This is a genomic window from Ruegeria sp. AK11 (genome assembly GCF_056541095.1).
Genome location: NZ_JBQFXU010000009.1, coordinates 114,441 through 137,163, shown reverse-complemented (window position 1 = coordinate 137,163; position 22,723 = coordinate 114,441). Strand labels below are relative to the sequence as shown.

The window sequence follows — 22,723 nt, the reverse complement described above, 5'->3', positions numbered from 1 at the left end:
CCTGCTGGCCAACACCCTCACCGCCTGCTGCCGCGCAAACAAACTCCCAGAACCAGAAGGCCTGACCGCCTGATAAACACGGGGGCCGGAGGGGATCCGTCGGACCGGTCCCCTTTTTTTGGCAGGCAAGGTTCCAGCCAAACCGCCCCCAGACCGCCCCATGAGAGCATGGGCAAAGCAGCCTGAATGGGTTTGACAGCCGAACAATTCATGATATCCCTGTATTCCCAGTTGGTTACAGGTGAAGACACTATTGTGTCTGAGGCATTCGGGTTGAGCTATGCTAATTCATGCACAAAAGCGGTATGACGTCTAAAATAAGTATAATCCAGAAGGCATTTTCACCGCAGCGTGTGGCAGCGGGTTTGGTCTTTCTTCCTTTACTTGCATATGCGTTTCCACCCTTTCTTGATTCTGACCTGTCATTTGGATTGCGGCTTGTATTCTGGGCCGGGGTAATGCTCCTTGCTCTGACGGTGACCGGGCTGGTCCGAAAGCTGATGCAGAAGAATTTTGCACTTCTGAACCTTCTGGCACGGGACCTGACATATGTTGTCTTGACCGTGGCGTTGTTCACGCCTTCTTTGTGGATGCTAGCCTGGGCACTTTACATCCTTGGTGGAAATATGGTGCCAGATACCGAACGGGTTGTCGTGTACGGCGCTTTGTTCGCGACAGGCTTGATGCTTGTTCAGCGTAACGACCTGAATGCCTCGGCCAATACTGAATCCGATTCTGAAAAACCACGCCTTGTCAAACGCTTGCCGCCCAGGTTCAACGGGCAGATCTATCGCCTGACTGTTCGGGATCACAACGTAGATGTTGTCACCTCAGAAGGCACCTTCACGCTTCGGTCGCGTTTCACAGATGCAATCGCCGAGATGGAGCCTGTCCCGGGTCATTGTTCGCACCGTTCGCATTGGGTCACCGACGCATCCATTGCAAGTGTCGAAAGAGAAGGCAGCAAAACCTTTCTGAAACTGGTCAATGGCGATCTGGTTCCGGTCAGCCGGAAATACAAGCCGTTGCTGGAACAGGACGGCCTGATCTGAACCTATTGTGGCATTGGCATCATATGCGGATGCGGACCTGTGAGGATCGCCATCGCCTGCGATCCCATGAGTGCCGACAGCACATGATCCGAACTGCGCAGCCCCCCGGTAAAGGTGCCATATGCCGGAAGTATCAGGCGATGATCGTTCAGCAGAAAGGCGGGGCGTGAAATATGACGTCCCTTGACCCTGATCCGGACTTTTGGATGGTAATGGCCGGAAACTTCTCCTCGCGTGGGATCCTGCGCGATATGACGGAAAACAAGCGGGCCACGGTGCCATTCGAACAGATGGGTTCCACCCATCTCAATAGGACCGGGATCGTGGTTCCCCTCAATCCAGATCCACTGACGTCCGGACTGTAAGGTCGCGATCCTTAGCATTTCTGATTTTGGCAGCGCCCGGGCAGCCTCAAGATCATCGAAGCTGTCGCCCAGACATACAATGGTTTTGGCGTTCGTATGCCCCAGGTCGTCCTTCAGGCGGTCCAGCGTTTCGCGGCTGTCATAAGGCGGAAGCGAAGGCCCACCACGCCGCGCCACGCGCTCGGATTTGCCCAGATGCAGGTCCGACACGCACAGCAGGTTCTCGTCTGGCCACCAAAGCGCACCGGACGGCAAAGCACACAGGCGCTGACCTGCAAACGGAAACTCAAGTTCGTTCATGATACGTTCTTGACCTGTTTCAGAGCCCGGCGCAAGCAGATCAAAGCTGTTCCAACCCCGCCGCTTGCAGCAGCCGTGCGCTTTCCTCCGCCAGAAGCCTTTCTTCGGCACTGCCTTTCACCGGCACTTTGCCAACCTCCAGAAACAGAGGCGCTGACAGGGGCGAGACACGCTCGAGCCGCACCAGATCAATTCTGTCGCCAATTCGGGCCAGCATTGTTTCGATCCGACCGAAATCGACAAGCCCGCGCATGGCTTCTTCGCGGGTGATCTGCATCAATAGGTGATCGGGATCGTATTTAAGTAAGGTGTCATACAGGATGTCCGACGAAAACGTAGCCTGCCGCCCGCTTTTGCGCTGCCCTGCCATGTTGCGTTCGATCAGACCGGCAATGGTGGCCGATGCACGAAACGTGCGCTTCATAACGGCGTTGCCTGCCAGCCAGGTGTCGAGCCCGTCGCGCAGGGCATCGGGTTGAAGCAATGGGCGGGGATCGGTAACCGCGTCCAGACCCCAGATCAACGTGGCATAGTCCGTGGCGACAAACCCCAGCGGGGCCAAACCGGTTTCCTCCATCCGTTTGGTCAGCAGCAGGCCCAGTGTTTGTTGCGCGTTGCGCCCAGCGAATCCGTAGACGCACAGATGTTCACGCCCGTCGCTGGGAAAGCTCTCGATCAGCAGCCGATCACGCTGGGGCAGGCGGGACATCTGGCGCTGCAAATCCAGCCATTCAGACGTATGAGGGGGAAGCTGTGGCCAGCCCTGTTGGGCGAACATGTTCAGGATGCGGTCGCTGAGTTGCGTTGAGGTTGCGAATTTCGTGCCCGAAAAGGTCGCAATCTTTGGCTTTCGGTCAGCACGCCGCGTGACTTCGACCACCATCTCGCGCAGTCCCTCATACCGCACGATTTGCCCGCCGATCAGGAAGGTGTCGCCGGGCGTCAGCGAGGCAGCGAATGCTTCTTCAACCTCACCCAGAGGTTTGCCGCCCCGGTTACGTTTCAGACGAACTTTGAGCGTATCCGTGTCCTGAATAGTGCCTAGATTCATACGAATGCGCGACGCGGCGCGTGGGTCGCGCAACTGCCATTGCCCGTCGGTACGCTGCTGCAACCTTTGCCAGCGATCATAGGCTTGCAGAGCATAGCCGCCGGTGGCGCAGAAATTCAGGCAGGCGTCAAACTCTGCCCGCTTCAGCTGAGCGTAAGGCCCGGCGGATGTCATCTCGGCATATAGATCATCTGCGTTAAACGGCCCGGCGCAGGCGGCAATCAGGATATGCTGGCACAAAACATCGCGCGGGCCGCGACCGCGGGGTTCCCCATCTAATTCATGGGCTTTGGCGGCCTCTAGCGCGGCGACGCATTCGACCACTTCGAAGCGATTGGCAGGCACCAAAAGCGCCTTGGAAGGTGCGTTATAGCGGTGGTTGGCCCGTCCGATCCTTTGCACCAGCCTTTTGACATTCTTTGGCGCGCCGATCTGGATCACCAGATCGACATCCCCCCAATCGATGCCCAGATCCAGCGAACCGGTGCAGACGATGGCGCGTAAGTCCCCCCGAACCATCGCCGCCTCGACCCGCTCGCGCTGTTGTCGGTCCAGACTGCCGTGATGGATACCGATGGGCAGACCGTCATCATTGGCCAGCCAAAGATTGTGAAAGAATATCTCGGCCTGGGCGCGCGTATTGTGAAAGATCAACGTGGTCTTGTGGTGCTTGATCTGCTCCAGCACAGCTGGGATGGCATAAGCCGCGCCACCACCAGACCAGGGTGGCATCTGTGGCGTTTCCAGCATTCGGATATCCGGGTCCGGGCCGGGGTCGGCCTGTACAATCTGGCAGGGATCAGGACGGCGGGCCAGAAAGCGGGCAATCGCAACAGGATCTTCCACTGTCGCCGATAACCCGACGCGGCGCAGATCGGGATTGAGGCGTTGCAGACGTGCCAGCGCCAGCATCAGCTGATCCCCTCGCTTGCTTTCAGCCAGTGCGTGGATTTCATCAACGATGATCCGCTGCACCCCTTCAAACATACGCGGCGCATCCTCGTACGAGGTCAGCAGCGCCAGACTTTCCGGTGTGGTCAGCAGGATGTGGGGCGGATCGACCCTTTGGCGTTTCTTTTGCGTGGCTGAGGTATCACCGGTGCGATCCTCGATCCGAATAGGCAGACCGATCTCATCCACCGGGGTGCGCAGGTTACGTTTGATATCCGCTGCCAGCGCCTTGAGCGGCGAGACATAGATTGTGTGCAATCCATTGTGATCAGCATCCGCAAGTTCAGCCAGCGACGGCAGAAATCCGGCCATGGTCTTGCCGCCACCGGTGGGCGCAATCAACAGTGTCGCCGGGCTGCATGCGCGGTCGAACATCTCTTGCTGATGCGGGTGGATGGACCAGCCTTTGGTGGAAAACCAAGTGGCAATCCGTGCGGGAATCTGCGTCATGAACGCAGACTACCCGCCCCGGAGTGGTAATGGCACGGCGTTATTTGACGATTTTCTCGTCTTTGACGAACATGTTGGCCCAGGCCCGGTCGATCAGTTCCGGGCTCATCTGATAGGGGATGCCTTCGAACTCGCAGATCGAGATCATCTGGTCGATCAGGAAGATCGGTTGATAGTTGGCGTAGATATTGTTGATGGTCGGGTACTTGACCTTCAGCAGATGCACCAGCGCCGCCTCATCCAGCGGCATCCCGCGTTTGCGCGCAACCATGGCGAAAATCTTCAGGAAGTTTTCCTGATTCGGGCCGTCGATCTTGATCTTGAAGAAGATCCGGCGCAGGGCCGCTTGGTCAAAGATCTCGTTCGGGTGGAAGTTGGTCGAGAAAATGACCAGCGTATCAAACGGAACTTCGAATTTCTCACCCGATTGCAGGCCCAGGATATCCTTGTTTTCTTCCAGTGGAACAATCCAGCGGTTGACCAGCGCCTGCGGCGGTTCGGCCTGACGGCCAAGGTCGTCCACGATAAAGATGCCGCCGGTGGATTTCAGCTGCAGCGGCGCCTGATAGGTTCTTGCCGTGGGGTTGTAGACCAGGTCCAGCATACTAAGCGACAGTTCACCGCCGGTGACCACGGTCGGGCGTTCGCACTGTACATAGCGTGAGTCGAACCGCTTGCGTCGGCGCAGGCTGTTCGGGTCGTCGGCCTCCTGCTCGATCGCGGTATGCACGATCGGGTCGTAGACTGTGATCACCTGCCCCGCATATTCGATGGCATAGGGTACATAGACATTGTCCCCCAACGCATCGCGAATGCCGTTCGAGATGGACGATTTACCGTTGCCCGGCGGGCCATACATCAGGATCGACCGGCCTGCACTGACCGCCGGGCCCAGATGATCCAGCAAGCTGTCGGGTAGAACCAGATGGCCCATGGCATTGGTCAACTGGTCGCGCGTGACCTGAATGTTGCGGATCGACTGGCGCTTGACCTGCTCGCGATAGACATCCAGCGGCACGGGCATCGCACCGAAATACTCGGACTGGCTGAGGGCATCCAGTGCGCGGGCCTTGCCGGCATCAGTCAGCTGATATCCCATCTCGTTGCCACTGTTGGCGTTCAGCGTCCCCGTAGCCTCAAGCAATTTTTGTTCGCGCGCGATATCGATCAGTTCCTGCGTGACAGCACCGGGCAGACATATGGCCGCAGAAACTTCTGACACTGTGCTCGCATTCTTGCGAAATATGGTCTTCAGCAAAATATCCCGCATCATCACCAGCGGAAGCTTCATTTCGCCTAACCCCTTCGGGGCAGGGGGGGCCATAACAGAGGAAGTCTGCATATTCATGCGCGGTGCTCGTTCGTCAAATTGTAACGCCAACTGCCCGAATAAGGGCGACTTGAAGGAAAAGTGACCCAGCTTTGTGGCGGGACAAAGGCAGCGGCAAGGCGCGCTGATGATAGTTTACGAACCGAGAACAGTACCCAGAATCAGATACATGGCCAACGAGCCACCCAGTGCGAAACCCATGGGGAACTGTTTGCCCCGATCCCAGCTTTCCCAATGTGGCGCAATGGTGCGCAACCTTGTGATTTTCGCCAAACGGTGCGTGACCACGGCAGCCAGAATACAGGCGGTCAGAATAAGAAGCACGAGCTTTAGATCGCCAAGCCAGACAAATGGCGCGGACGCGGCAAGAAACTTCGCGTCACCCGCGCCCATTGCTCCTGACGCGTTCAGAAGAATGCCGAAAATCAACACAACAGGGATATGCAGAAGGTGCCAGAAGTAGATTGGCATCGACACATTGATCAGCAACAGATGACCGCTGACCGCACCGGTGGACCAGGGCGGGATGGCAATCAGCCCGACCACGACATAAATCAGCGCCAGGGCAACAACTGCATGGTTCTTGATCCGCATCTCACGCATATCCGTGAAGGCCACGTAAAAGCAGATCGGCAGTACGAAGGGCAGGAACCATGCCGCCGCCGTAGCGGGGATTTGCATGTGTCAGGCCTCTTCAAGCGCACGAAGCGAGCGAACCGCTTCATCGAAATGCTGCGGATGAGTGGCAATAGCCTCGCGGAACAGGTTTTTCGCGGTTTCCACGTCGCCTTGTTTGACGGCGGAAATACCCATCGTATTCAGCAGTAGCGCCCGTTCAACCTGGGTCATCGGCACCACGGGAAGGCTATAATTGCCCTGCGCTGACCGGGCCAGCACCAGATTGTTCTTGGCAGTGAACAAAGAGCTGTCCTGACGGACTGCGTCGGTAAACAGGCGTTCGGCCTCGGCATACTGGCCGCGGGTTAGTTTCGAATACCCCCAATTGTTCATCACGCTGCCCGGGCGGGTGGTCAACCCAACGGCCGTTTCATAGAAATGATCAGCCCGCTTCCACTCTTTCCGGGAATCCGCGACCACCGCCTCAAGACGGTAGCGTTTGAAGGTTTCGAACGTTGGGGGAACCGAATCCAGAACGGTTTTGGCCTGAGACCAGTCGCCATTTCGCACCAGCGCATCGGCATACTCGACCTTGTCCGCAGCGTTCGTACCCTTCATTGTCGTCACGCGCTTCCACGCTGCTGCCGCTTCGGTAGTGCGTTTTGCGCGTCCCAAGGATATTGCCAATCCGCGCTGAAGGTCGATGCGATCAGGGTTCTTGAGTGTGGCACCGTGAAAATAAGTCACCGCCTCATTCGGGTCGGCGGCACTCAACAACACATCGTTCAGGTTGGTTTCGTCAATGACGTTCACTTCCTGAAACGTTCGTTCCACCTTTTCCTCTTCGGTTTCCTTTGCACAGGCCGAAATGATCAGACCGCTGACAATAACTGCCGGAATCAAGAATTGCTGGCGCATTTTTTGCGTCCTTTACTGCTCTTGCCTCGATTACTGGATTTTGCGTAGCGCGAATTGCCCGTCGCCAAGCTGCTCCAGTGTAAATTCTTGTTGTTCTTGCGGGATATTATTAACAGGATTTTCCATTTTTGCGAGTGCTAAGCGCAGATTGTCGCGGATTGCGTCACTTTCGCCATTGTCCAGCGCGTAAGCCCGTTGAAAGACCTGCGCCGCTTCGGGGTATTCCTGTTTCTCCATCAGCAGAACGCCCAGATTATTCCATGCAACAGGCCAATCCGGATCGTCTTCCACGGCGCGGCGCAGCAGTTCTTCGGCCTGCCCTAAACGCCGCAACCCAAGATTGGCGGTACCCAGAGAAGTCAGGACCTGTGTCGTCATGCCCTGATCCAACGCGGCACGGGTAAAGGTCTCAAGCGCCAGTTCGTATTCACCGGCAGCCATCAGCCGGTTTCCAACCTCGATATTGTCTTCTGCTTGTCCCCTGAGATCAACTCCCGGCGCATCCAGGCCGTTAGGTGACAGGCCTTCTGTGCAAGAAGCCACCATGGCGCAAACCACGGTGGCCTTAAGTATTCGGCGAAACCCGGATGGGAAGCACCAAAATTCAGCTTTCATAGGGTTTTATCATCCTGCACGTCCGAAAGTCGAAATGACGTTCGCCGACGGGCCGACCAGAATGATCAGCAGTGGCGGAACTGTCAGCATCATTGTGACAAGAGTCATCTTGGTAGGCAACTTGTTCGCAGCCTCTTCGGCCCGCATCACGCGTTTGTCGCGCATTTCAGCGGCGTAAACCCGCAATGCCTCGGCAATGGATGTACCGAAAGTCGCCGACTGGATCATCACAGTGACGAATGAGTTCACGTCCTGTACGCCGCAGCGCACTCCGAAATCGCGCAAAACAGTGTCTTTGTCCTTACCGGCTTTCATCTCGTGTGCGACGGTTTCGAATTCCTGAGCAATATCAGGGTAGGAGGATTTCATTTCACCGGACACGCGCACGATGGCCTGGTCCAGTGACTGCCCGGCCTCAACGCAGACCAGCATCAGGTCAAGCGTATCCGGAAAACCTGCGGTAATCGCCTCTTTGCGTGCTTCGACCCGGCGCGTGATCCAGTATTTCGGCGCGAAATAACCGATTGCGGCTGGCACGAATACCCGGATCATCATCTGCTGGCCGGTGAATTCCTGACCGTTTGACAGGACCGTAATCAGCAGAACACCGACAACGATACCAATGATACCAAGCGAAAACTGCGCAAAGTGAAAGAACCGGACCGCATCTTTTGACCGGTATCCCGCCTGACGCAGCTTCAGCTCAACCGCCGAATACTCTTCTTCGTTTTTCGGCTCCAGGAAAGTCGCGAATTTCTCAAGCTGCTCATTGCGGCTGGAGTTACGCAGTTGCTCTTTCTTGCTTTTTTTCGTTGCCCGTGGGGCTGCATTCGACCGCTGAAGCTTTTTCAGAGGATCTTCCGGCTGGCTCATGATCAGTGAGACAGCGACAAGAACCATGATCAGGCCAAGTACACCCACTACGATCAGGGGGCCGAACTCACCCAGGTGTTGGGTCAGCAGGTCATTGATGTTGGTCAGAAATTCCATTGTGCTGCCCTCAGACCTTGATGTTGGTGATGATCTTCATGACGATCAGGTTCAGTGTCAGCAAAATGCCGACAACGAAACACGCAGGGATGAACCAGGGGTGATCCAACACTTCGTCATAATACCCCGGATCCTTGACCAGGATGAAAATCAGACACGCAATTGGGAAGCCAGACAGGAACTTACCTGACCATTGGGCTTCGGCCGTGATCGCCTTGACGCGCCGGAACAGGCGGAACCGCGCGCGGATCACCTGTGCCAATCCAGCCAGAATTTCAGCCAGGTTACCACCGGACTGCTGCTGAATACCCACAGCAACCGCGAGGAACCGAAGATCCTGCATGTCCAGACGTTCGGCCATATCTTTGAGCGCCTCGCCCACATCGCGTCCATAGGCGCATTCATCCGCGATAATACCAAACTCGGTTCCCAGCGGATCCTGAACTTCGTTGGAAACAACCTGAATTGTCGAAACGAAAGGATTACCCACACGAAGCGAACGCACCATCAGCTCAACCGCGTCAGGCAGTTGCTCTTCGATCATGCCCATACGTTTCTTGGCCTTGTGGTTTACCCACGCGTAAACACCGCCAATACCGATGGCGATTGAAATCGCGATGCGCAGCGCCGTATCCGTCGCGGTACCAATGCTCAGACCGACAAATGCCATGGCCGAGACCAGAGCCATGATCATGATCAGCTGACGGGGTGAAAACGCAATCGCGGCTTTTTGAGCCTTGTCAGCAAGCAGCGAATACAGAGGAATGCTCTGTGATTTCATGTGCTGCTGCATTTCCTTGCGCAGCTGCTCCAGAACCTGTTCGCGCCCGGCACCCTTTTCCAGCATGTCCAGACGCCGGTTGACCCGGCTGTTCAGGCTGATGGATTTGCCGAACGCAACCAGATAGATGCCCTCGACCAGGGCAAGAACCCCCACAAAGATGGCGACATAGATGATCGCCTCCATAGGCAATTGCATACCCGGTTCTCCTACATTGTGGTTGGGTCGTAGATGGATGCGGGCAGATCAAACCCCCACAGACGGAAGCGTTCCGAATAGTGGCTGCGCACCCCAGTTGCCGTAAAGTGACCGATGATCTTGTTGTCAGGTGTCAGGCCAACACGTTGAAAACGAAAGATTTCCTGCATTGAAATCACGTCACCTTCCATACCGGTAATTTCGGTGATCGAGGTCATCCGGCGCGAACCGTCCTGCAATCGGCTGGCCTGAACGATCAGGTTCACAGCGCTTGCGATCTGGCTGCGGACGGCCTTAATGGGCATTTCGATGCCGGCCATCGCGATCATGTTTTCCAGGCGTGAAATCCCATCCCGGGCCGAGTTCGCGTGGATCGTGGTCATCGAACCGTCGTGGCCAGTGTTCATGGCCTGCAACATATCGATCACCTCGGCGCCGCGTGTCTCGCCGACGATGATGCGGTCAGGTCGCATCCGCAAGGCGTTCTTCAGACAGTCGCGCGGACTGACCTCACCTTTGCCTTCCACGTTGGGCGGTCGGCTTTCCATCCGGCCCACATGCGTCTGTTGCAGCTGAAGTTCCGCTGTATCCTCGATGGTCAGGATGCGTTCGGCATCGTCGATAAAGCTGGACAGAGCGTTGAGCGTAGTCGTTTTACCGGAACCGGTACCGCCCGACACGATAACGTTCAGTCGGGTCGACACAGCAGCTTGCAAATAGGCAGCCATTTCCTCGGTGAACGCACCAAAATTGACCAGATCATCGATACCCAGCTTGTCTTTTTTGAATTTACGAATCGAAACCAGAGACCCATCAACCGCGATAGGGGGCACCATGGCGTTGAATCGCGATCCATCGGCCAGTCGGGCGTCAACATAGGGGTTGGATTCATCGACACGACGGCCTACTGCGGACACGATCTTGTCGATGATCCGCATCAGGTGCTTTTCATCCTTGAAGGTGATGTCGCTGATTTCCAGCTTACCGGCTCGTTCCACGAAAATCTGATGCGGTCCGTTGACCAGAATATCGTTGACCGTATCGTCCTGCAGAAGCGTCTCAAGCGGGCCAAGGCCTGTTACTTCGTCATAAAGTTCTTTGTTCAGCTGCGATCGGTCGTCGCGATTCAGAACGATGTTCCTGGTTTCCAGAACTTCGCTGGCGATTGCGCTGATTTCGGCTCGTAGCTCCGCTTCGGCGGCAGTTTCCAAAGCTGCCAGGTTCAGGTTCTCCAGCAACTCGCGGTGAAGTTCGATTTTGATCTCACTCAGCCGCTCTTTGCGTTTTCGATCACGATCTGCTCCGGCAACCTCAGCCGTTTTTTTCTGAGGTTTGCGTACGACGGCCGTTGCAGCGGGGCTGGGGGCAGCTTGTGCGGCAGGTGCCGTCGTTTCGACCGGCTGCGCTGCCGCTTTGACGGGCTGCGCTGCTGGCTGTTTTTTATATCTTGAAAACACGGCGATCCCCCCTTGGGATGATGTTACGCAGCTTCAGCGCTGCTGCTGCCAAGGCTGTGAAGTGATTTGGCCAGCTTCGCGATTTCCCGGCGAAGCGGGTTCTTGGCGGCTGAATTGGCCAGCGGCAAACCATGGTCGCCACTTTGCATGACAGGTTTGCCCCCATCAGGCAGCAGCAGGTCAATTGAGATGCCAAGGCTTTCCCCCATGCGTTTCACGCGGCTTTTTCCATTCAGGTCGGTGAATTTTGGGGCCCGGTTCAGCGCAAAGCGCAGCTTGTTGAAGGGCAGTTCTTCGGCCTGCAACGCGCGCTTGAGGCGCAGGGCGTTCTGAGCCGAGCGCATATCAAGCTCGATCATTGCAAAATATACATGCGCCGCCTGCAAGACCGTTTCCGACCACAAGACCAGCGTTTTAGGCATATCCACAACCACATAGTCGAAATGCGTGCGCGCCACGTCAATCACGCGCTGGATGTCTTCGGGGGTAATCAGGTCCAATGGCACCATGTCGGATGGTGCAGTCAGAACCTGCAGTTTTTCTTCATAAGTTTGAAGAGCTTGTGAGAAAACCTCGCTGTCCATCGAATCCGTATCCGACAGCATTTCGAACACCGTCTCGCGGCGTGCCAGGTCCAGATAGGTCGAAACCGTGCCGTATTGCAGATCCAGATCGATCAGACAGACAGACGGGGCATCCTTGTCCGATGCACAGGCCAGTTCCCAGGCCAGGTTTACCGCCAAAGTCGTGGATCCCACGCCACCAGCAAGTCCCTGAACGACGAACAACGCGCCTTCCTTTGATTCGCCATTTGCCAATGGAACAGCTGCGGCTTGCGCCATGGCAACCGGATCGGGCTGCTTCATGCGTTCTACCGCTTCCTGCAATTCACCTTCCGGAAGCGGGTAGGGGACAAACTCGTCCGCACCCTTGCGCAGCAATTGGTGGAGCGAAGCAGGTGTGACGTCCTCGGCGATCAAGACGACCTTGATCTTCTTTTCCTTGGCCCGCGTGATGATTTCACCCATCAATGACAGGTTGTCTTCATCTTCCCCGTCGATTGCTAATGCAACGAATTCAAGTGCTTCGGCTTCTGGCTGGCTGAAAAAGGCCAGCGCTTCGGCAAAGCCCAGGTCGCCCCAGCGCTCGCCCAGAATGGTTTCCATGTCTTCAATCAGAAGGTCGAAATTCTGGACATCCCGGCTTATGGTGCAGGCCAGGATTGCAGAATTTTCGTCTTGCGGCGTTGCGCTGGTCATAAACACTATCCTCGTCGTGAGGGCTCAGCATGTCATATGAACGAATTCCGCCAGATTGATGTGCTGTCGCCCCAATACGGTCAAATTTGGCCGCAGGTCACCCTATTTTTCACAATGTTACTTTGAAGTTGGGCAAGAATTGGGCGCAAAAGAACCAATTGTAGGGAAATGGGCGACGATGTCGCCCATTCTGCTTGTATTATCCACCAATGCCAGCGGCACTAGTTGGCCGTATCTGTTGTTGATACATCTTCGATCACGCTCTTCCACGTCGCACTTTCAACGTATTCGCGATAGATGATGTTGGCGTATTTGCCGTCCAGCAGCTGCGGGTGACGATCAACAAAGCCAGAAACTTCCGTTACCGTCCGGCGGTTGCGGCGATCCCGATTCGGTGTCGCGATCAACGGCTGCGTTTTTCCAAAGGATACAACGGCTTCAAGACGTGAACGAGAGATTCCTTGCCGTTCAAGGAATGCGACTACTGCCTGCGCGCGGCGTAGACCAAGGCTCTTGTTGTAACTGGTTGATCCTACGGCATCTGTGTGTCCGTAAACCCGGAACCTGGCTTCGGGGAACTGTTTGATCCAGTCAGCCTGCTGCAACAGTATGCTTTGCGCTGATGCGTCCAGTTGCGAACTGTTGAAGGCAAAGTTCACTTGGCTGGGCACATCCGCGGCAAATCTGCGCCCAAGAATCTGAGCGTAGGTCAACTCGCCGTTTTGAACCTGGATATTGTTCAATGTCGCGTTTCCAAAGGTTCCGGCATCGATCTCATATCCGACCTCGCGCGTACATGCGGCAACGGCGACCGTAAGACCCAGTGTGATGATCCACTTCTGCATTGGTCCTATCCTCCTGATCAATCTAGGACGTAGCCGTACGAGCTGCCAAAATTCTGTTTGGCAACTTCGGATGCTCCGCCGGCTCCGGGACGCTGTGTACGAGCAACCCGACCATTCGCGAACAGGTCAAATTCGCTGGGTGGTTTGACACGATCGGTGGGAAGGGCTAGCGCCTCGCCACGCGTCGGCGTCACCAGATGCGCCGTTATGATGACGACAAGTTCACTTTGTTCGCGCTGATAGTCAGCGCTGCGGAACAAGGCCCCCAGAACCGGCACATCTCCCAGCCACGGCACTTGGTTGACCTGGTCAACAAAGTTGTCCTGAAGCAGCCCTGCGATGGCAAAGCTTTCCCCGTCGCGCAACTCTACAGTGGTCTTGGCTTCCCGCACGATAAAGCTGGGAACGGTGTCTCCATTGATCGTGAAGTTCGTGCTGGTGTCGATGCTCGAAACCGAGGTGCCCATTTCCAGATTGATCAGGTCGCCGTCCACAACCCGCGGGATGAAGTTCATATTCACACCGAAGGCTTTGTACTCGATTGCCACGACACCGTCGTCTTGCGGCACTGGAATCGGAACCTCACCGCCAGCCAGGAACGTTGCTTCCTGTCCGGACAGGGCCGAAAGGTTTGGTTCGGCAAGGTTGCGAACAAGGCCCTTCGACTCGAGGGCTTGCAGCAGCAAGTTGACCTGAGCTGATCCGACCCCGAAGCCAAACAACAACGTACCATTTTCCACGGTGATAGGGGGAACAAGGTTCTGCGGATTGAAGCCACCGAGAAAATCAGTGCCCGCAACTGAAAGTGTTGAAGAAAGCTCTTTTGCGACTGAGCGATTCATCTCGGCAAAGCGTACTTTCAGCATCACTTGCTGCACGCCACCTACAGACATCAGGTTCGATACACGTTCGGGCGCGTAGCGTTCAGCCAATTCAAGTGCGCGGGCCAGTTTGGCGGCGCTTGAAACCGTGCCGGACAGTACGATGCCATCATTGGCGGTGCGCACTTCAATCTGCTCACTTGGCAGGATCTGACGCAGACGCTCTTTAAATTCGGTTACATCGGGCGAGACCCGGACACGTACGTTGGCAAGCAGATTTCCTGCGCCATCAAACAGTGTTAGCGTGGTCAGGCCAGGGGCCTTGCCCAAAACATAGATTGTGCGATCCGAAAGCGAAGAGATATCCGCAATGCCTGCGTTGGCAATGCTGAGCTCTGCAAACGGTTGTTCGCTTTCCACAACAATCGCGCGATTCATCGGAACTTCCAGCGTTTCCACTGTGCCCTTTTTCACCACGCGAAGGGTTTCAGCCCAGGCGGCATCGCCGACCGGGCTCATAACAAGCGACAACCCCAGCAGGGTTGCGCTGATCCAGGAACGTATTGTCATGTGACCTGCCTCTCCGATCACGCCTCGTTTTTTGGGTCTTATGCCCTATGTGCTAAGAGACTGCGCGAAATCCGAATTTATTGCAATAATCAATGGTTTCTGGAATTTTCCTTATGTGGAGAATTGGCAACAACAACAAGAAAAGAGCCGCATCTGAGATGCGGCTCCGATCTTGTAACACTCTGAATTGGCGTCAATTTGTACAGGGTATAGGCACGTTGACAATCTCTCCACCGCGTCTGATGCGCGTCGTGCAGACCTGTTCAACCTCTTCCTTCGGTTCCGGAGCGGCTGCCGTTATTCCAAGCAGTTTGCGCTGATCCACCTCGATTGCCGACGCAACAGAGTCATCCTGCACCCCAACAAGGGCCAGCGACAGCCGCCCGGTGTTCTGGGCCTGCGCGAGTGCTGCGACCTGTTCCGGCGTGGCTGCGACCGTGACTGTGCGTGCAATCGTTGCGCTTGCGACGTCCGAACCAGCGGTCTGGTCGACGGCGATCAGCTGAACGTTGGTTTCGATCAGTTTGGTGATGCCGCCAGAATTCCCTTCTACCGTCCCGCTTGACCCGGTCCAGTAGATGTCGACATTGTCGCCGGGGCGCAGGAAGCCTGAAACACCAGAGGCCACGTCCACGCTGATCGCAAAGGCGCGCATACCTTTTTCAAGACGAGAGGTCAGCCCGGCCGATTCGCCTGGCCGTGTGATCTTGACCTCCATAATCGCCTCGTCTTTTTCCATGGTCCTCAGAATATAACGCTCATTGGCGCCACTTTCGGGAAACAAGGCAGTGAGATCAGAGAACGTACCTTCGGGAATCGCGTTTTCCGGCCAGTCTACAGCGCGAATGTCTTCTTGCGTCAGGCGTTCACCGTATTTCAGAGGACGATTTGAAACGTAAACAGTTACCGTCGGGATGACATCGACTTTGGCATTGGCCAGCGCTTCTTCTGCCGCTTGTTTCTGCCGTGCCAGTTCGCTTTGATAAGCCGCAATATAGTTGCGCGCCATGTAAACGGCGCCCCCAGCCAGAGCAACGCCGACAATCAGGACAAGTCCGAATACCGCTCGCATACATGCACCTCTTTCTTATTTAGTCGGATACTAAGCGGCCAAAGGGCCACTTTGAAACAGCCCAAGTGTTAAATGTAAATTGTGTCGAAATGTGGGACAAAAATGTCTGCTTGTTAGATTCTGCGTCAGCTTTCGCACAATTCCGCAAAACGACTGCTGTCATCTCCCTGCGGCAGGCCAGACGAAGAACAACGAAACAAACGCCGCGCCCAAAAAGGTCGCCGCGATTATTTGCCCGACACGTTCACCAACAAGCTCAGGAAAGCTGGTGAATGTGAAAACTCGCTGTGGGTCAGTTGGTTCCCGCTGTTACAAGGCCACCGGGAGCGGTGTTCGAGCCGGTACTGACAACAGAGGAACTCATGGCTTGGTTGATGTTACCGCCGATACCATCAACACTTGATCTGATGACAAGGTAGGTCGCGCTTGACAGACCGATGAGCACTGCGGTCAAAACCACCCAGTCAACGGTCACCGCTCCTGCTTCGTCCGATTTGAACCGATTAAGGAACTTTAGCATCTACTTATCTCCAATACGACAATTCAGTGTTTCCTGTAACGTCGCCTAACAGTGGTTCGTTCGGATGGCGGAAATCAGGCCAAAAGTTGATTTCGCTGGAAATATCCAAGATTCCAAACTTTTTCACGGGCTCTTTTGTGCGCAAAGACCTGCAAATTGGGCGTGATCAATTCGGTGGCGCTCGCGGCGTGGCGTGCGGGGTAGGACCGTCAAACTCTATTCTTAGAGATATTGAAAGACCTCTGAACGAAAAAAGCCGCGCCTGAATGGCGCGGCTTTAAAATCTTGCTCAAGCAGAAGCTTAGCTGCCGCTGTTGCTGCCTGCAGTTGTGATACCGCCGGTTGCGGTGTTGCTGCCGGTGCTCAGCGATGCGCCGTTCAGGGCCTGGTTCACGTCTGTTGCCAGGCCGGTCGCGCCAGCCGAGATCTGCTGGTATGCAACGGCTGCCAGGCCGATGACTGCTGCGGTCAGAACAACCCAGTCAACTGTTACTGCGCCGTCTTCGTCTTTGCGGAAGTTCTTGATGAACTTGATCATGTTACGTCCCTCCTAAAGGATCAAAAAGAGTTTAACAAACCTCGGCGTTCTTCAGAGCTTTCTCTCTCAGTCCGCTCATGTCCGTCTCGGTATGGATTAATGTTTGCCTGTTGTGCGTGGCAGGAATTGGGCCAAACACAGATTTTTTTTCGTGCGGCTTAACTTTTTAGTCACTAAATGCGTAAACCCATGCAAATAAAAGGAAAAAAAATTCTTCGATTGGTGCGAAGTGCTCCGCAGCGGTGCAAATATACGCCAAATGAGGCGAAATTGCCCCAATTCGCTTTGTTTTTCTGGCCTTGGGCGAAGATTCGCGGTTCAAATCGCGTAAAAAGAATACATGAGGCAGGCACATGACTCTCCGGAACGCACTTCAATGCGCCGGTGTACTGGCGTTTCTACTATCTGGTGTCGCACCCGGGTCAGCGACCGAGGTTGAGCCGCGCGGAGTTTACAAGCGGATCAAGGCCCCCAAGCCGGGTGAGCGTCCTCGCGTGACCATTCAGATCACACCCGAGGAACACGCGGCCAAGCCCTCAGCCCCCAGCACAGGGGTGGAGCTGGTGGTTCCAGAAATCATAGCAAGAACCAAAGTGGTTCAGCCCACAGTGCCGGGAATCGGTGCCGCGCCTGACCCGAAAGGGTCGTACAATGCATTCTGGGACCGCATTTCACCACACATTGATGAAAGCGGGGCCGGGCGGCTTGATGCTGCGATAAACGCGCTGGCGGCGACGAATGTAAGATCGCCCCGGCTGCAAGCTCTGCAAAACATAGCAAAAGAACGCGGGATCGAGATTTTGCGGTCAACCGTGGGAACCAATGTGTCGCCAGCGCTGGTGCTGGCTGTCATTTCGGTTGAATCGGCCGGTCGCGCAGATGCCGTCAGTTCGGCCGGCGCGCAGGGGCTTATGCAGTTGATGCCCGCCACAGCTGCCCGCTTCGGTGTTAAGGACAGTCTACAACCCTCGCAGAACATCGCCGGGGGCGTGAAATACCTCAACTGGCTGATGGAAGAGTTCGGGAATGATCCGATTCTGGTTCTGGCCGGTTACAACGCGGGTGAGGGGGCTGTACGTAAACACAGCGGCGTGCCGCCTTATGCCGAAACCCGGGATTATGTCCCCAAGGTTCTGGCCGCTTTCCAGATCGCGCGGGCTTTGTGCGCGACACCGCCGGATCTGATTTCAGATGGGTGCGTGTTCCAGACCTCAAATTGAAAAAGGCCCGCCTAGATCCGGCGGGCCTTTTCTTTTGTTCAGCCGACGATTGTCGCTTCGGTCGCAGCGCGCATTTCGTCTTCACTGACACCATCTGCCAGTTCGACGATTCTCAATCCGCCCTCGACCACGTCCAGAACGCCCAGATTGGTGATGATGCGATCCACGACACCCTTGCCTGTCAGTGGCAGAGTGCATTCCTTCAGGACCTTGCTTTCACCGTGCTTGTTGGTGTGGTCCATAACCACGATCACGCGCCCAACGCCTGCAACCAGGTCCATGGCGCCGCCCATGCCTTTCACCAGCTTGCCGGGGATCATCCAGTTTGCCAGGTCGCCCTTCTCATCCACTTCCATGGCGCCCAGAATCGCAGCAGCGATCTTGCCGCCCCGGATCATCGCAAAGGACGTGGCGCTGTCGAAATAGGCAGTGCGGGACAGTTCGGTGATCGTCTGTTTGCCCGCGTTGATCAGGTCCGGGTCTTCTTCACCTTCATACGGGAAAGGACCCATACCCAGCATGCCGTTTTCCGATTGCAGTGTGATGTCCTTGTCGCCGACATAGTTCGCCACCAGCGTCGGAATCCCGATGCCGAGGTTCACATACATGCCGTCTTCCAGTTCCTCTGCCGCGCGTGCGGCCATCTGATTGCGGTCCCAGGGCATTATGCGTCCTCCTTCTTGCGGGTGGTGCGCTGTTCGATGCGCTTTTCATGATCGCCCTGAATGATGCGATGCACATAGATACCGGGCAGGTGGATCTTGTCCGGGTCCAGTGAGCCGCGCGGAACAATCTCTTCCACTTCGGCCACGCAGATCTTGCCGCAGGTTGCAGCGGGCACATTAAAGTTGCGGGCGGTCTTGCGGAATACCAGATTGCCGGTGTCGTCAGCTTTCCAGGCCTTGACGATGGCCAGATCGGCAAAAATGCCTTCCTCAAGGATATAGGTCTCGCCGTTGAAATCCTTGTGCTCCTTGCCTTCCGCAATCACGGTGCCGACGCCTGTCTTGGTGTAGAACCCGGGAATACCGGCACCACCGGCGCGCATCCGTTCGGCCAGTGTTCCTTGCGGGTTGAATTCCAGTTCCAACTCGCCGCTCAGATACTGACGCATGAATTCGGCGTTTTCGCCGACATACGAGCTGATCATCTTTTTGACCTGCTTGGTCTGCAACAGGATGCCGATACCGAAATCGTCCACACCGGCGTTATTCGACGCAAAGCTCAGGTCCTTGACGCCCGAATCCCGGATGGCAGCAAGCAACAGTTCGGGAATGCCGCACAGGCCAAACCCGCCCGCGGCAATCAGCATGCCATCCGTCAGCACCCCATCGAGTGCCTCGGCGGCATTGGCATAGACTTTCTTCATGGAAAACTCCCCCAATGACATGGTGATGGGCAGGTTTTGCCGCCACGTCATGGGGAAGTCAATGAAACCAGAAGGTTCAGGTATTTCTACGGTAGTTCAGCTGACAATAGTGTCAGTCGGCGATCAGGATCCCGCAGGCGATGCGCCCACCTGCACCGCCAATGGGCTGGCTCATGTGATCGTCGCCAGCTTCGTGGATGATGAAAGTTGATCCGTCCCCATCCAGCAATACATCTCCATCACCTTCAAGCGAAACAAGGTTTGTAAAGGCCTCCATCTCGCCCACGCCATCCTGTCCCACATATAGATTGGGCAGATCGCCGGGCTCGGGGCCTTCAGGGTTCAGCAGCCCATGTGCGCCTTCAACTTTGCCAACATGGCCTTGGGCCGTCTTGAACCCTTCGCCGGCCTCGCAGACACCATGGCTGTGCAGGTGCAACCCATGTTTTCCCGGCGGCAGGTCTGTGACGCGCACGTGCAGCAGAACACCATTGGGCCCTTGCGTCGCCTTCGCCTGACCAATGACGTCGCCTTGCGCGTTGATGATTTCGGCTGTGGCGGACTTGACGTGATGCGCGGCATGGCCCTGCGTGGCAGCCGCAACGCTTATCGCCGCAACAAGAATGGCGGTTCTGAACATGTCTCAACTCCTTTACTGAACAACGCAATCCTGTATCGCGTCAGTCCATAAACACGCGGGCCGGTTCCTTTATTCAGAAACCGGCCCGCGTGTTTGGTGACATGTCCCGGTCAAAAGTCCGGTTTATTCAGCCGCTTTCTTTGCTGTCTTCTTGGCGGCAGCCTTCTTTTTGGGTGCAGCCTTTTTCTTGGTGCCCTTCTTGGATGCGCGCTCATTGACCAGTTCGATGGCCATTTCCTGCGTCACGTCTTCGGGCTTGATGTCTTTCGGGATGGTCGCGTTGACCTTTTCCCACTTCACATATGGCCCGTACCGTCCGTCCAGAACCTGCATCGCGCCGCCATCGGGATGCTCGCCCAGGTCTTTCAAAGCTTTTGCCGCTGCGCGCCCGCGCCCACCGGGATTGGCTCGTTTTTCCGCCAAAAGCTCTACGGCGCGGTTCATACCGATCTCGAACACATCGTTTGGGTCTTTGAGGTTGGCATAGACCGGCTTGGCTTCATCGGCCAACTGATGCATCAGATAGGGGCCAAAACGCCCGAAGTTCGAGGTGATCATGCCGCCTTCGGGGTGCTCACCGATCTGGCGCGGCAGGGACAGAAGCGTCAGCGCCTTGTCCAGATCCATGTCATCCTTGCTCCAGCCGCGTGGAAGCGAGGCGCGCGGAGGCTTCTTGTTCTCGGGCGTGGGTTCGCCTCGCTGGACATACGGCCCAAATCGGCCGGACTTCAGCCAGATCTCATCCCCGGCGTCTTCGCCCAGCAATTGTTCGTCGCCTTCCGCGCCTTCACCGGCGATAGGCCGCGTATAAGTGCACTCCGGATAGTTTCCGCAGCCCACGAACCCGCCGGTGCGTGAGGTTTTCAGGTGCAATTGTCCCAACCCGCATTTCGGGCAGATACGCGGGTCGGACCCGTCTTCACGCGGGGGGTAAAGCTGTGGCGCCAATGCCTCGTCCAGCTTGTCCAGCACTTCCGATATGCGCAGTTCGGATGTTTCGCCAATCGCTGCCGAAAAATCACGCCAGAACTTGCCCAGCAGATCCTTGTAGTCACGATCACCGGCGCTGACGTCATCCAGTTGCTCTTCCAGATTCGCGGTGAACTCGTATCCAACGTATTGACGGAAAAAGTTCAGCAGAAAGATGGTGACGATCCGGCCCTTTTCCTCGGGGATCAGCCGGTTCTTGTCTTTGCGCACATATTCGCGGTCCTGAATCGTGGTCACGATTGAGGCATAGGTCGAAGGACGTCCGATCCCCAACTCCTCCATCCGCTTGACCAAAGTGGCCTCGGTATAGCGCGGGGGCGGTTGCGTGTGATGCTGCAACGCCAGAACGGCTTCGTTATCGGCCATGATAGCGGCTTTGTCCGACTCGCTGGTGGCCTTGGCAAACTGATCGCGCAGCGTGGTCTTGGAAAAGCGCGCGGGGTCGCCCTCCATGATCTGTGGCAGGCGCTTTTCGTCATCATCGGCGACATCATCGCGGCCTTCCTCATAGACGCGCATGAACCCGTCGAACATTACCACCTGACCGGTGGCTCGCAGACCGACCTGACCGTCGTCACTGCCAATCTCGACCGTTGTGCGCTCCAATCGTGCTGCCGCCATCTGGCAGGCAATGGTCCGTTTCCAGATCAGATCATAAAGCTTGCGCTGATCTTCATCCGTGACCTTCAGCGCCTTGGCATCGCGCGTCATATCCGTGGGGCGGATACATTCGTGTGCTTCCTGCGCGTTCTTGGCCTTGTTCTTGTACATACGCGGGCTGTCCGGCACATATTCTGCACCGTACCGGTCCGCGATGGTGTCGCGCGTTGCCGTCACGGCCTCGGGTGCCATGTCGATCCCGTCGGTTCGCATATAGGTAATGTATCCGGCCTCATAGAGGCGCTGCGCAACCTGCATCGCATGGCGCGCGCCCATGCCGAATTTGCGGCTCGCCTCCTGTTGCAGGGTCGAAGTCATGAACGGCGCGCTTGGATTGCGCGCGGCGGGCTTGGCTTCGACCGAAGTCACACGCAGCGCGCGGCTGGTGACGGCCTGAACCGCCAGTTCGGCCTGTGTTGCGTTGGCCAGATCGTGCTTGTCCAGTTTCTTGCCCGCCAACGTGACCAGCCGCGCCTCATAGGTCTGACCACGCGGTGTCTCGAACAGGGCCCGAACCGACCAGTACTCGACCGGCTTGAACGCTTCGATCTCCATCTCACGCTCGACGATCAGGCGCAGACAGACCGACTGCACCCGACCTGCGGATTTTGCGCCGGGCAGTTTGCGCCACAGAACCGGTGACAGGTTGAAGCCAACAAGGTAGTCCAAGGCGCGGCGTGCCAGATACGCTTCGACCAGGGGCATATCGACGTCGCGCGGGTTCTTCATCGCCTCGGTCACCGCTTCTTTGGTGATGGCGTTGAAGGTCACCCGGCTAACCGGTGTGTCTTTCTTGATCGAGCGGCGCTTGGTCAGCGCTTCCTGCAAATGCCAGCTGATTGCCTCACCCTCACGATCAGGGTCGGTGGCGAGGATCAGCGCGTTGTCTTCTTTCAGCGCGTCGGCGATGGCCTTTACATGTTTGCGGCTGTCATTGCCCACTTCCCATGTCATGGAAAATCCATGGTCCGGATCGACCGATCCGTCCTTTGGCGGCAGGTCCCGCACATGGCCGTAAGAGGCCAGAACGGTGTAGTCAGGGCCGAGATATTTATTGATTGTTTTTGCTTTGGCCGGAGATTCTACAACAACTACGGGCATTTAAGGGGAAACCTCGCTCGACGAATTTGGCGCCTTTTATGG

At 56.3% G+C, this 22,723-nt stretch carries 21 protein-coding genes; 2 read left to right on the top strand and 19 right to left on the bottom strand.

All coding sequences use genetic code 11. From position 1 onward, the window contains the following. Window positions 1–458: 458 nt before the first annotated feature. A complete protein-coding gene (locus tag ACR0D9_RS17095; protein ID WP_480484360.1) occupies window positions 459–1,052 on the top strand; it encodes a LytTR family DNA-binding domain-containing protein in 594 nt (197 codons plus the stop codon). Between the two features lie 2 nt (window positions 1,053–1,054). On the opposite strand, the gene pdeM is transcribed toward ACR0D9_RS17095, so the two are convergent. The 15 genes from pdeM to ACR0D9_RS17020 all read right to left on the bottom strand — a co-directional run bounded on the left by pdeM (window position 1,055) and on the right by ACR0D9_RS17020 (window position 16,701). Next, the gene (gene pdeM / locus ACR0D9_RS17090) at window positions 1,055–1,717 is read right to left on the bottom strand and encodes a ligase-associated DNA damage response endonuclease PdeM (RefSeq protein WP_480484361.1); all 663 of its coding nucleotides are present in this window, start codon (window positions 1,715–1,717) and stop codon (window positions 1,055–1,057) included. 40 nt (window positions 1,718–1,757) lie between these two features. Continuing rightward, window positions 1,758–4,169 carry a ligase-associated DNA damage response DEXH box helicase gene (locus ACR0D9_RS17085; RefSeq protein ID WP_480484362.1) on the bottom strand — a complete coding sequence of 804 codons (2,412 nt, stop codon included), beginning with the start codon at window positions 4,167–4,169 and terminating at the stop codon, window positions 1,758–1,760. A gap of 40 nt (window positions 4,170–4,209) precedes the next feature. Beyond that, a complete protein-coding gene (locus ACR0D9_RS17080; RefSeq protein WP_209505546.1) occupies window positions 4,210–5,517 on the bottom strand; it encodes an ATPase in 1,308 nt (435 codons plus the stop codon). A 117-nt stretch (window positions 5,518–5,634) separates the two neighbouring features. After that, window positions 5,635–6,180, bottom strand: coding sequence for a prepilin peptidase (locus ACR0D9_RS17075; protein WP_480539581.1), 546 nt, complete (start codon window positions 6,178–6,180; stop codon window positions 5,635–5,637). Window positions 6,181–6,183: 3 nt separating this feature from the next. Continuing rightward, on the bottom strand, window positions 6,184–7,035 hold the full coding sequence (locus ACR0D9_RS17070; RefSeq protein ID WP_480539579.1) for a tetratricopeptide repeat protein: 852 nt from the start codon (window positions 7,033–7,035) through the stop codon (window positions 6,184–6,186). 30 nt (window positions 7,036–7,065) lie between these two features. Beyond that, on the bottom strand, window positions 7,066–7,650 hold the full coding sequence (locus tag ACR0D9_RS17065; RefSeq protein ID WP_480484364.1) for a tetratricopeptide repeat protein: 585 nt from the start codon (window positions 7,648–7,650) through the stop codon (window positions 7,066–7,068). A 9-nt stretch (window positions 7,651–7,659) separates the two neighbouring features. Further along, window positions 7,660–8,640 (bottom strand): type II secretion system F family protein, encoded by a 981-nt coding sequence (locus ACR0D9_RS17060; RefSeq protein WP_480488508.1) that lies wholly within the window; start codon window positions 8,638–8,640, stop codon window positions 7,660–7,662. Window positions 8,641–8,650: 10 nt separating this feature from the next. Next, the gene (locus ACR0D9_RS17055) at window positions 8,651–9,619 is read right to left on the bottom strand and encodes a type II secretion system F family protein (RefSeq protein ID WP_267363023.1); all 969 of its coding nucleotides are present in this window, start codon (window positions 9,617–9,619) and stop codon (window positions 8,651–8,653) included. An 11-nt stretch (window positions 9,620–9,630) separates the two neighbouring features. Further along, window positions 9,631–11,076, bottom strand: coding sequence for a TadA family conjugal transfer-associated ATPase (locus ACR0D9_RS17050; protein ID WP_480488506.1), 1,446 nt, complete (start codon window positions 11,074–11,076; stop codon window positions 9,631–9,633). A 23-nt stretch (window positions 11,077–11,099) separates the two neighbouring features. Next, window positions 11,100–12,335 (bottom strand): CpaE/TadZ family protein, encoded by a 1,236-nt coding sequence (locus tag ACR0D9_RS17045; protein ID WP_480488504.1) that lies wholly within the window; start codon window positions 12,333–12,335, stop codon window positions 11,100–11,102. A gap of 221 nt (window positions 12,336–12,556) precedes the next feature. Continuing rightward, window positions 12,557–13,180, bottom strand: coding sequence for an OmpA family protein (locus tag ACR0D9_RS17040; RefSeq protein WP_480484368.1), 624 nt, complete (start codon window positions 13,178–13,180; stop codon window positions 12,557–12,559). Window positions 13,181–13,197: 17 nt separating this feature from the next. Then, window positions 13,198–14,571 carry a type II and III secretion system protein family protein gene (locus tag ACR0D9_RS17035; RefSeq protein ID WP_480484369.1) on the bottom strand — a complete coding sequence of 458 codons (1,374 nt, stop codon included), beginning with the start codon at window positions 14,569–14,571 and terminating at the stop codon, window positions 13,198–13,200. A gap of 193 nt (window positions 14,572–14,764) precedes the next feature. After that, entirely contained in the window at window positions 14,765–15,643 is an 879-nt protein-coding gene (gene cpaB, locus ACR0D9_RS17030; RefSeq protein WP_480488502.1) for a Flp pilus assembly protein CpaB, read from the bottom strand. Window positions 15,644–15,935: 292 nt separating this feature from the next. Next, entirely contained in the window at window positions 15,936–16,163 is a 228-nt protein-coding gene (locus ACR0D9_RS17025) for a hypothetical protein (protein WP_480484371.1), read from the bottom strand. A gap of 301 nt (window positions 16,164–16,464) precedes the next feature. After that, window positions 16,465–16,701 (bottom strand): Flp family type IVb pilin, encoded by a 237-nt coding sequence (locus tag ACR0D9_RS17020; protein WP_480484372.1) that lies wholly within the window; start codon window positions 16,699–16,701, stop codon window positions 16,465–16,467. Between the two features lie 353 nt (window positions 16,702–17,054). Between ACR0D9_RS17020 and ACR0D9_RS17015 the strand changes: the two genes are divergently transcribed. Next, the gene (locus ACR0D9_RS17015) at window positions 17,055–17,921 is read left to right on the top strand and encodes a lytic transglycosylase domain-containing protein (RefSeq protein WP_480539577.1); all 867 of its coding nucleotides are present in this window, start codon (window positions 17,055–17,057) and stop codon (window positions 17,919–17,921) included. 38 nt (window positions 17,922–17,959) lie between these two features. Here ACR0D9_RS17015 and ACR0D9_RS17010 read toward each other — a convergent pair whose 3' ends face one another. The 4 genes from ACR0D9_RS17010 to topA form a co-directional block, all read right to left on the bottom strand. Next, window positions 17,960–18,586, bottom strand: a complete 627-nt coding sequence (locus tag ACR0D9_RS17010; RefSeq protein ID WP_267363038.1) for a CoA transferase subunit B — start codon at window positions 18,584–18,586, stop codon at window positions 17,960–17,962. Further along, on the bottom strand, window positions 18,586–19,290 hold the full coding sequence (locus tag ACR0D9_RS17005) for a CoA transferase subunit A (RefSeq protein ID WP_209505579.1): 705 nt from the start codon (window positions 19,288–19,290) through the stop codon (window positions 18,586–18,588). Before ACR0D9_RS17005 ends, ACR0D9_RS17010 begins: the two co-directional genes overlap by 1 nt. 112 nt (window positions 19,291–19,402) lie before the next feature. Further along, entirely contained in the window at window positions 19,403–19,930 is a 528-nt protein-coding gene (locus tag ACR0D9_RS17000; RefSeq protein ID WP_480539575.1) for a superoxide dismutase family protein, read from the bottom strand. 123 nt (window positions 19,931–20,053) lie between these two features. Then, window positions 20,054–22,681, bottom strand: coding sequence for a type I DNA topoisomerase (gene topA, locus ACR0D9_RS16995; protein ID WP_209598180.1), 2,628 nt, complete (start codon window positions 22,679–22,681; stop codon window positions 20,054–20,056). Window positions 22,682–22,723 lie beyond the last annotated feature (42 nt).

What these genes read in the sequence shown, in the direction of transcription:
- ACR0D9_RS17095 (WP_480484360.1), top strand. Translation starts at nt 459, where the DNA reads ATGCTCCTTGCTCTGACGGTGACCGGGCTGGTCCGAAAGCTGATGCAG.
- pdeM (WP_480484361.1), bottom strand. Translation starts at nt 1,717, where the DNA reads ATGAACGAACTTGAGTTTCCGTTTGCAGGTCAGCGCCTGTGTGCTTTG.
- ACR0D9_RS17085 (WP_480484362.1), bottom strand. Translation starts at nt 4,169, where the DNA reads ATGACGCAGATTCCCGCACGGATTGCCACTTGGTTTTCCACCAAAGGC.
- ACR0D9_RS17080 (WP_209505546.1), bottom strand. Translation starts at nt 5,517, where the DNA reads ATGAATATGCAGACTTCCTCTGTTATGGCCCCCCCTGCCCCGAAGGGG.
- ACR0D9_RS17075 (WP_480539581.1), bottom strand. Translation starts at nt 6,180, where the DNA reads ATGCAAATCCCCGCTACGGCGGCGGCATGGTTCCTGCCCTTCGTACTG.
- ACR0D9_RS17070 (WP_480539579.1), bottom strand. Translation starts at nt 7,035, where the DNA reads ATGCGCCAGCAATTCTTGATTCCGGCAGTTATTGTCAGCGGTCTGATC.
- ACR0D9_RS17065 (WP_480484364.1), bottom strand. Translation starts at nt 7,650, where the DNA reads ATGAAAGCTGAATTTTGGTGCTTCCCATCCGGGTTTCGCCGAATACTT.
- ACR0D9_RS17060 (WP_480488508.1), bottom strand. Translation starts at nt 8,640, where the DNA reads ATGGAATTTCTGACCAACATCAATGACCTGCTGACCCAACACCTGGGT.
- ACR0D9_RS17055 (WP_267363023.1), bottom strand. Translation starts at nt 9,619, where the DNA reads ATGCAATTGCCTATGGAGGCGATCATCTATGTCGCCATCTTTGTGGGG.
- ACR0D9_RS17045 (WP_480488504.1), bottom strand. Translation starts at nt 12,335, where the DNA reads ATGACCAGCGCAACGCCGCAAGACGAAAATTCTGCAATCCTGGCCTGC.
- ACR0D9_RS17040 (WP_480484368.1), bottom strand. Translation starts at nt 13,180, where the DNA reads ATGCAGAAGTGGATCATCACACTGGGTCTTACGGTCGCCGTTGCCGCA.
- ACR0D9_RS17035 (WP_480484369.1), bottom strand. Translation starts at nt 14,571, where the DNA reads ATGACAATACGTTCCTGGATCAGCGCAACCCTGCTGGGGTTGTCGCTT.
- cpaB (WP_480488502.1), bottom strand. Translation starts at nt 15,643, where the DNA reads ATGCGAGCGGTATTCGGACTTGTCCTGATTGTCGGCGTTGCTCTGGCT.
- ACR0D9_RS17025 (WP_480484371.1), bottom strand. Translation starts at nt 16,163, where the DNA reads ATGCTAAAGTTCCTTAATCGGTTCAAATCGGACGAAGCAGGAGCGGTG.
- ACR0D9_RS17020 (WP_480484372.1), bottom strand. Translation starts at nt 16,701, where the DNA reads ATGATCAAGTTCATCAAGAACTTCCGCAAAGACGAAGACGGCGCAGTA.
- ACR0D9_RS17015 (WP_480539577.1), top strand. Translation starts at nt 17,055, where the DNA reads ATGACTCTCCGGAACGCACTTCAATGCGCCGGTGTACTGGCGTTTCTA.
- ACR0D9_RS17010 (WP_267363038.1), bottom strand. Translation starts at nt 18,586, where the DNA reads ATGCCCTGGGACCGCAATCAGATGGCCGCACGCGCGGCAGAGGAACTG.
- ACR0D9_RS17005 (WP_209505579.1), bottom strand. Translation starts at nt 19,290, where the DNA reads ATGAAGAAAGTCTATGCCAATGCCGCCGAGGCACTCGATGGGGTGCTG.
- ACR0D9_RS17000 (WP_480539575.1), bottom strand. Translation starts at nt 19,930, where the DNA reads ATGTTCAGAACCGCCATTCTTGTTGCGGCGATAAGCGTTGCGGCTGCC.
- topA (WP_209598180.1), bottom strand. Translation starts at nt 22,681, where the DNA reads ATGCCCGTAGTTGTTGTAGAATCTCCGGCCAAAGCAAAAACAATCAAT.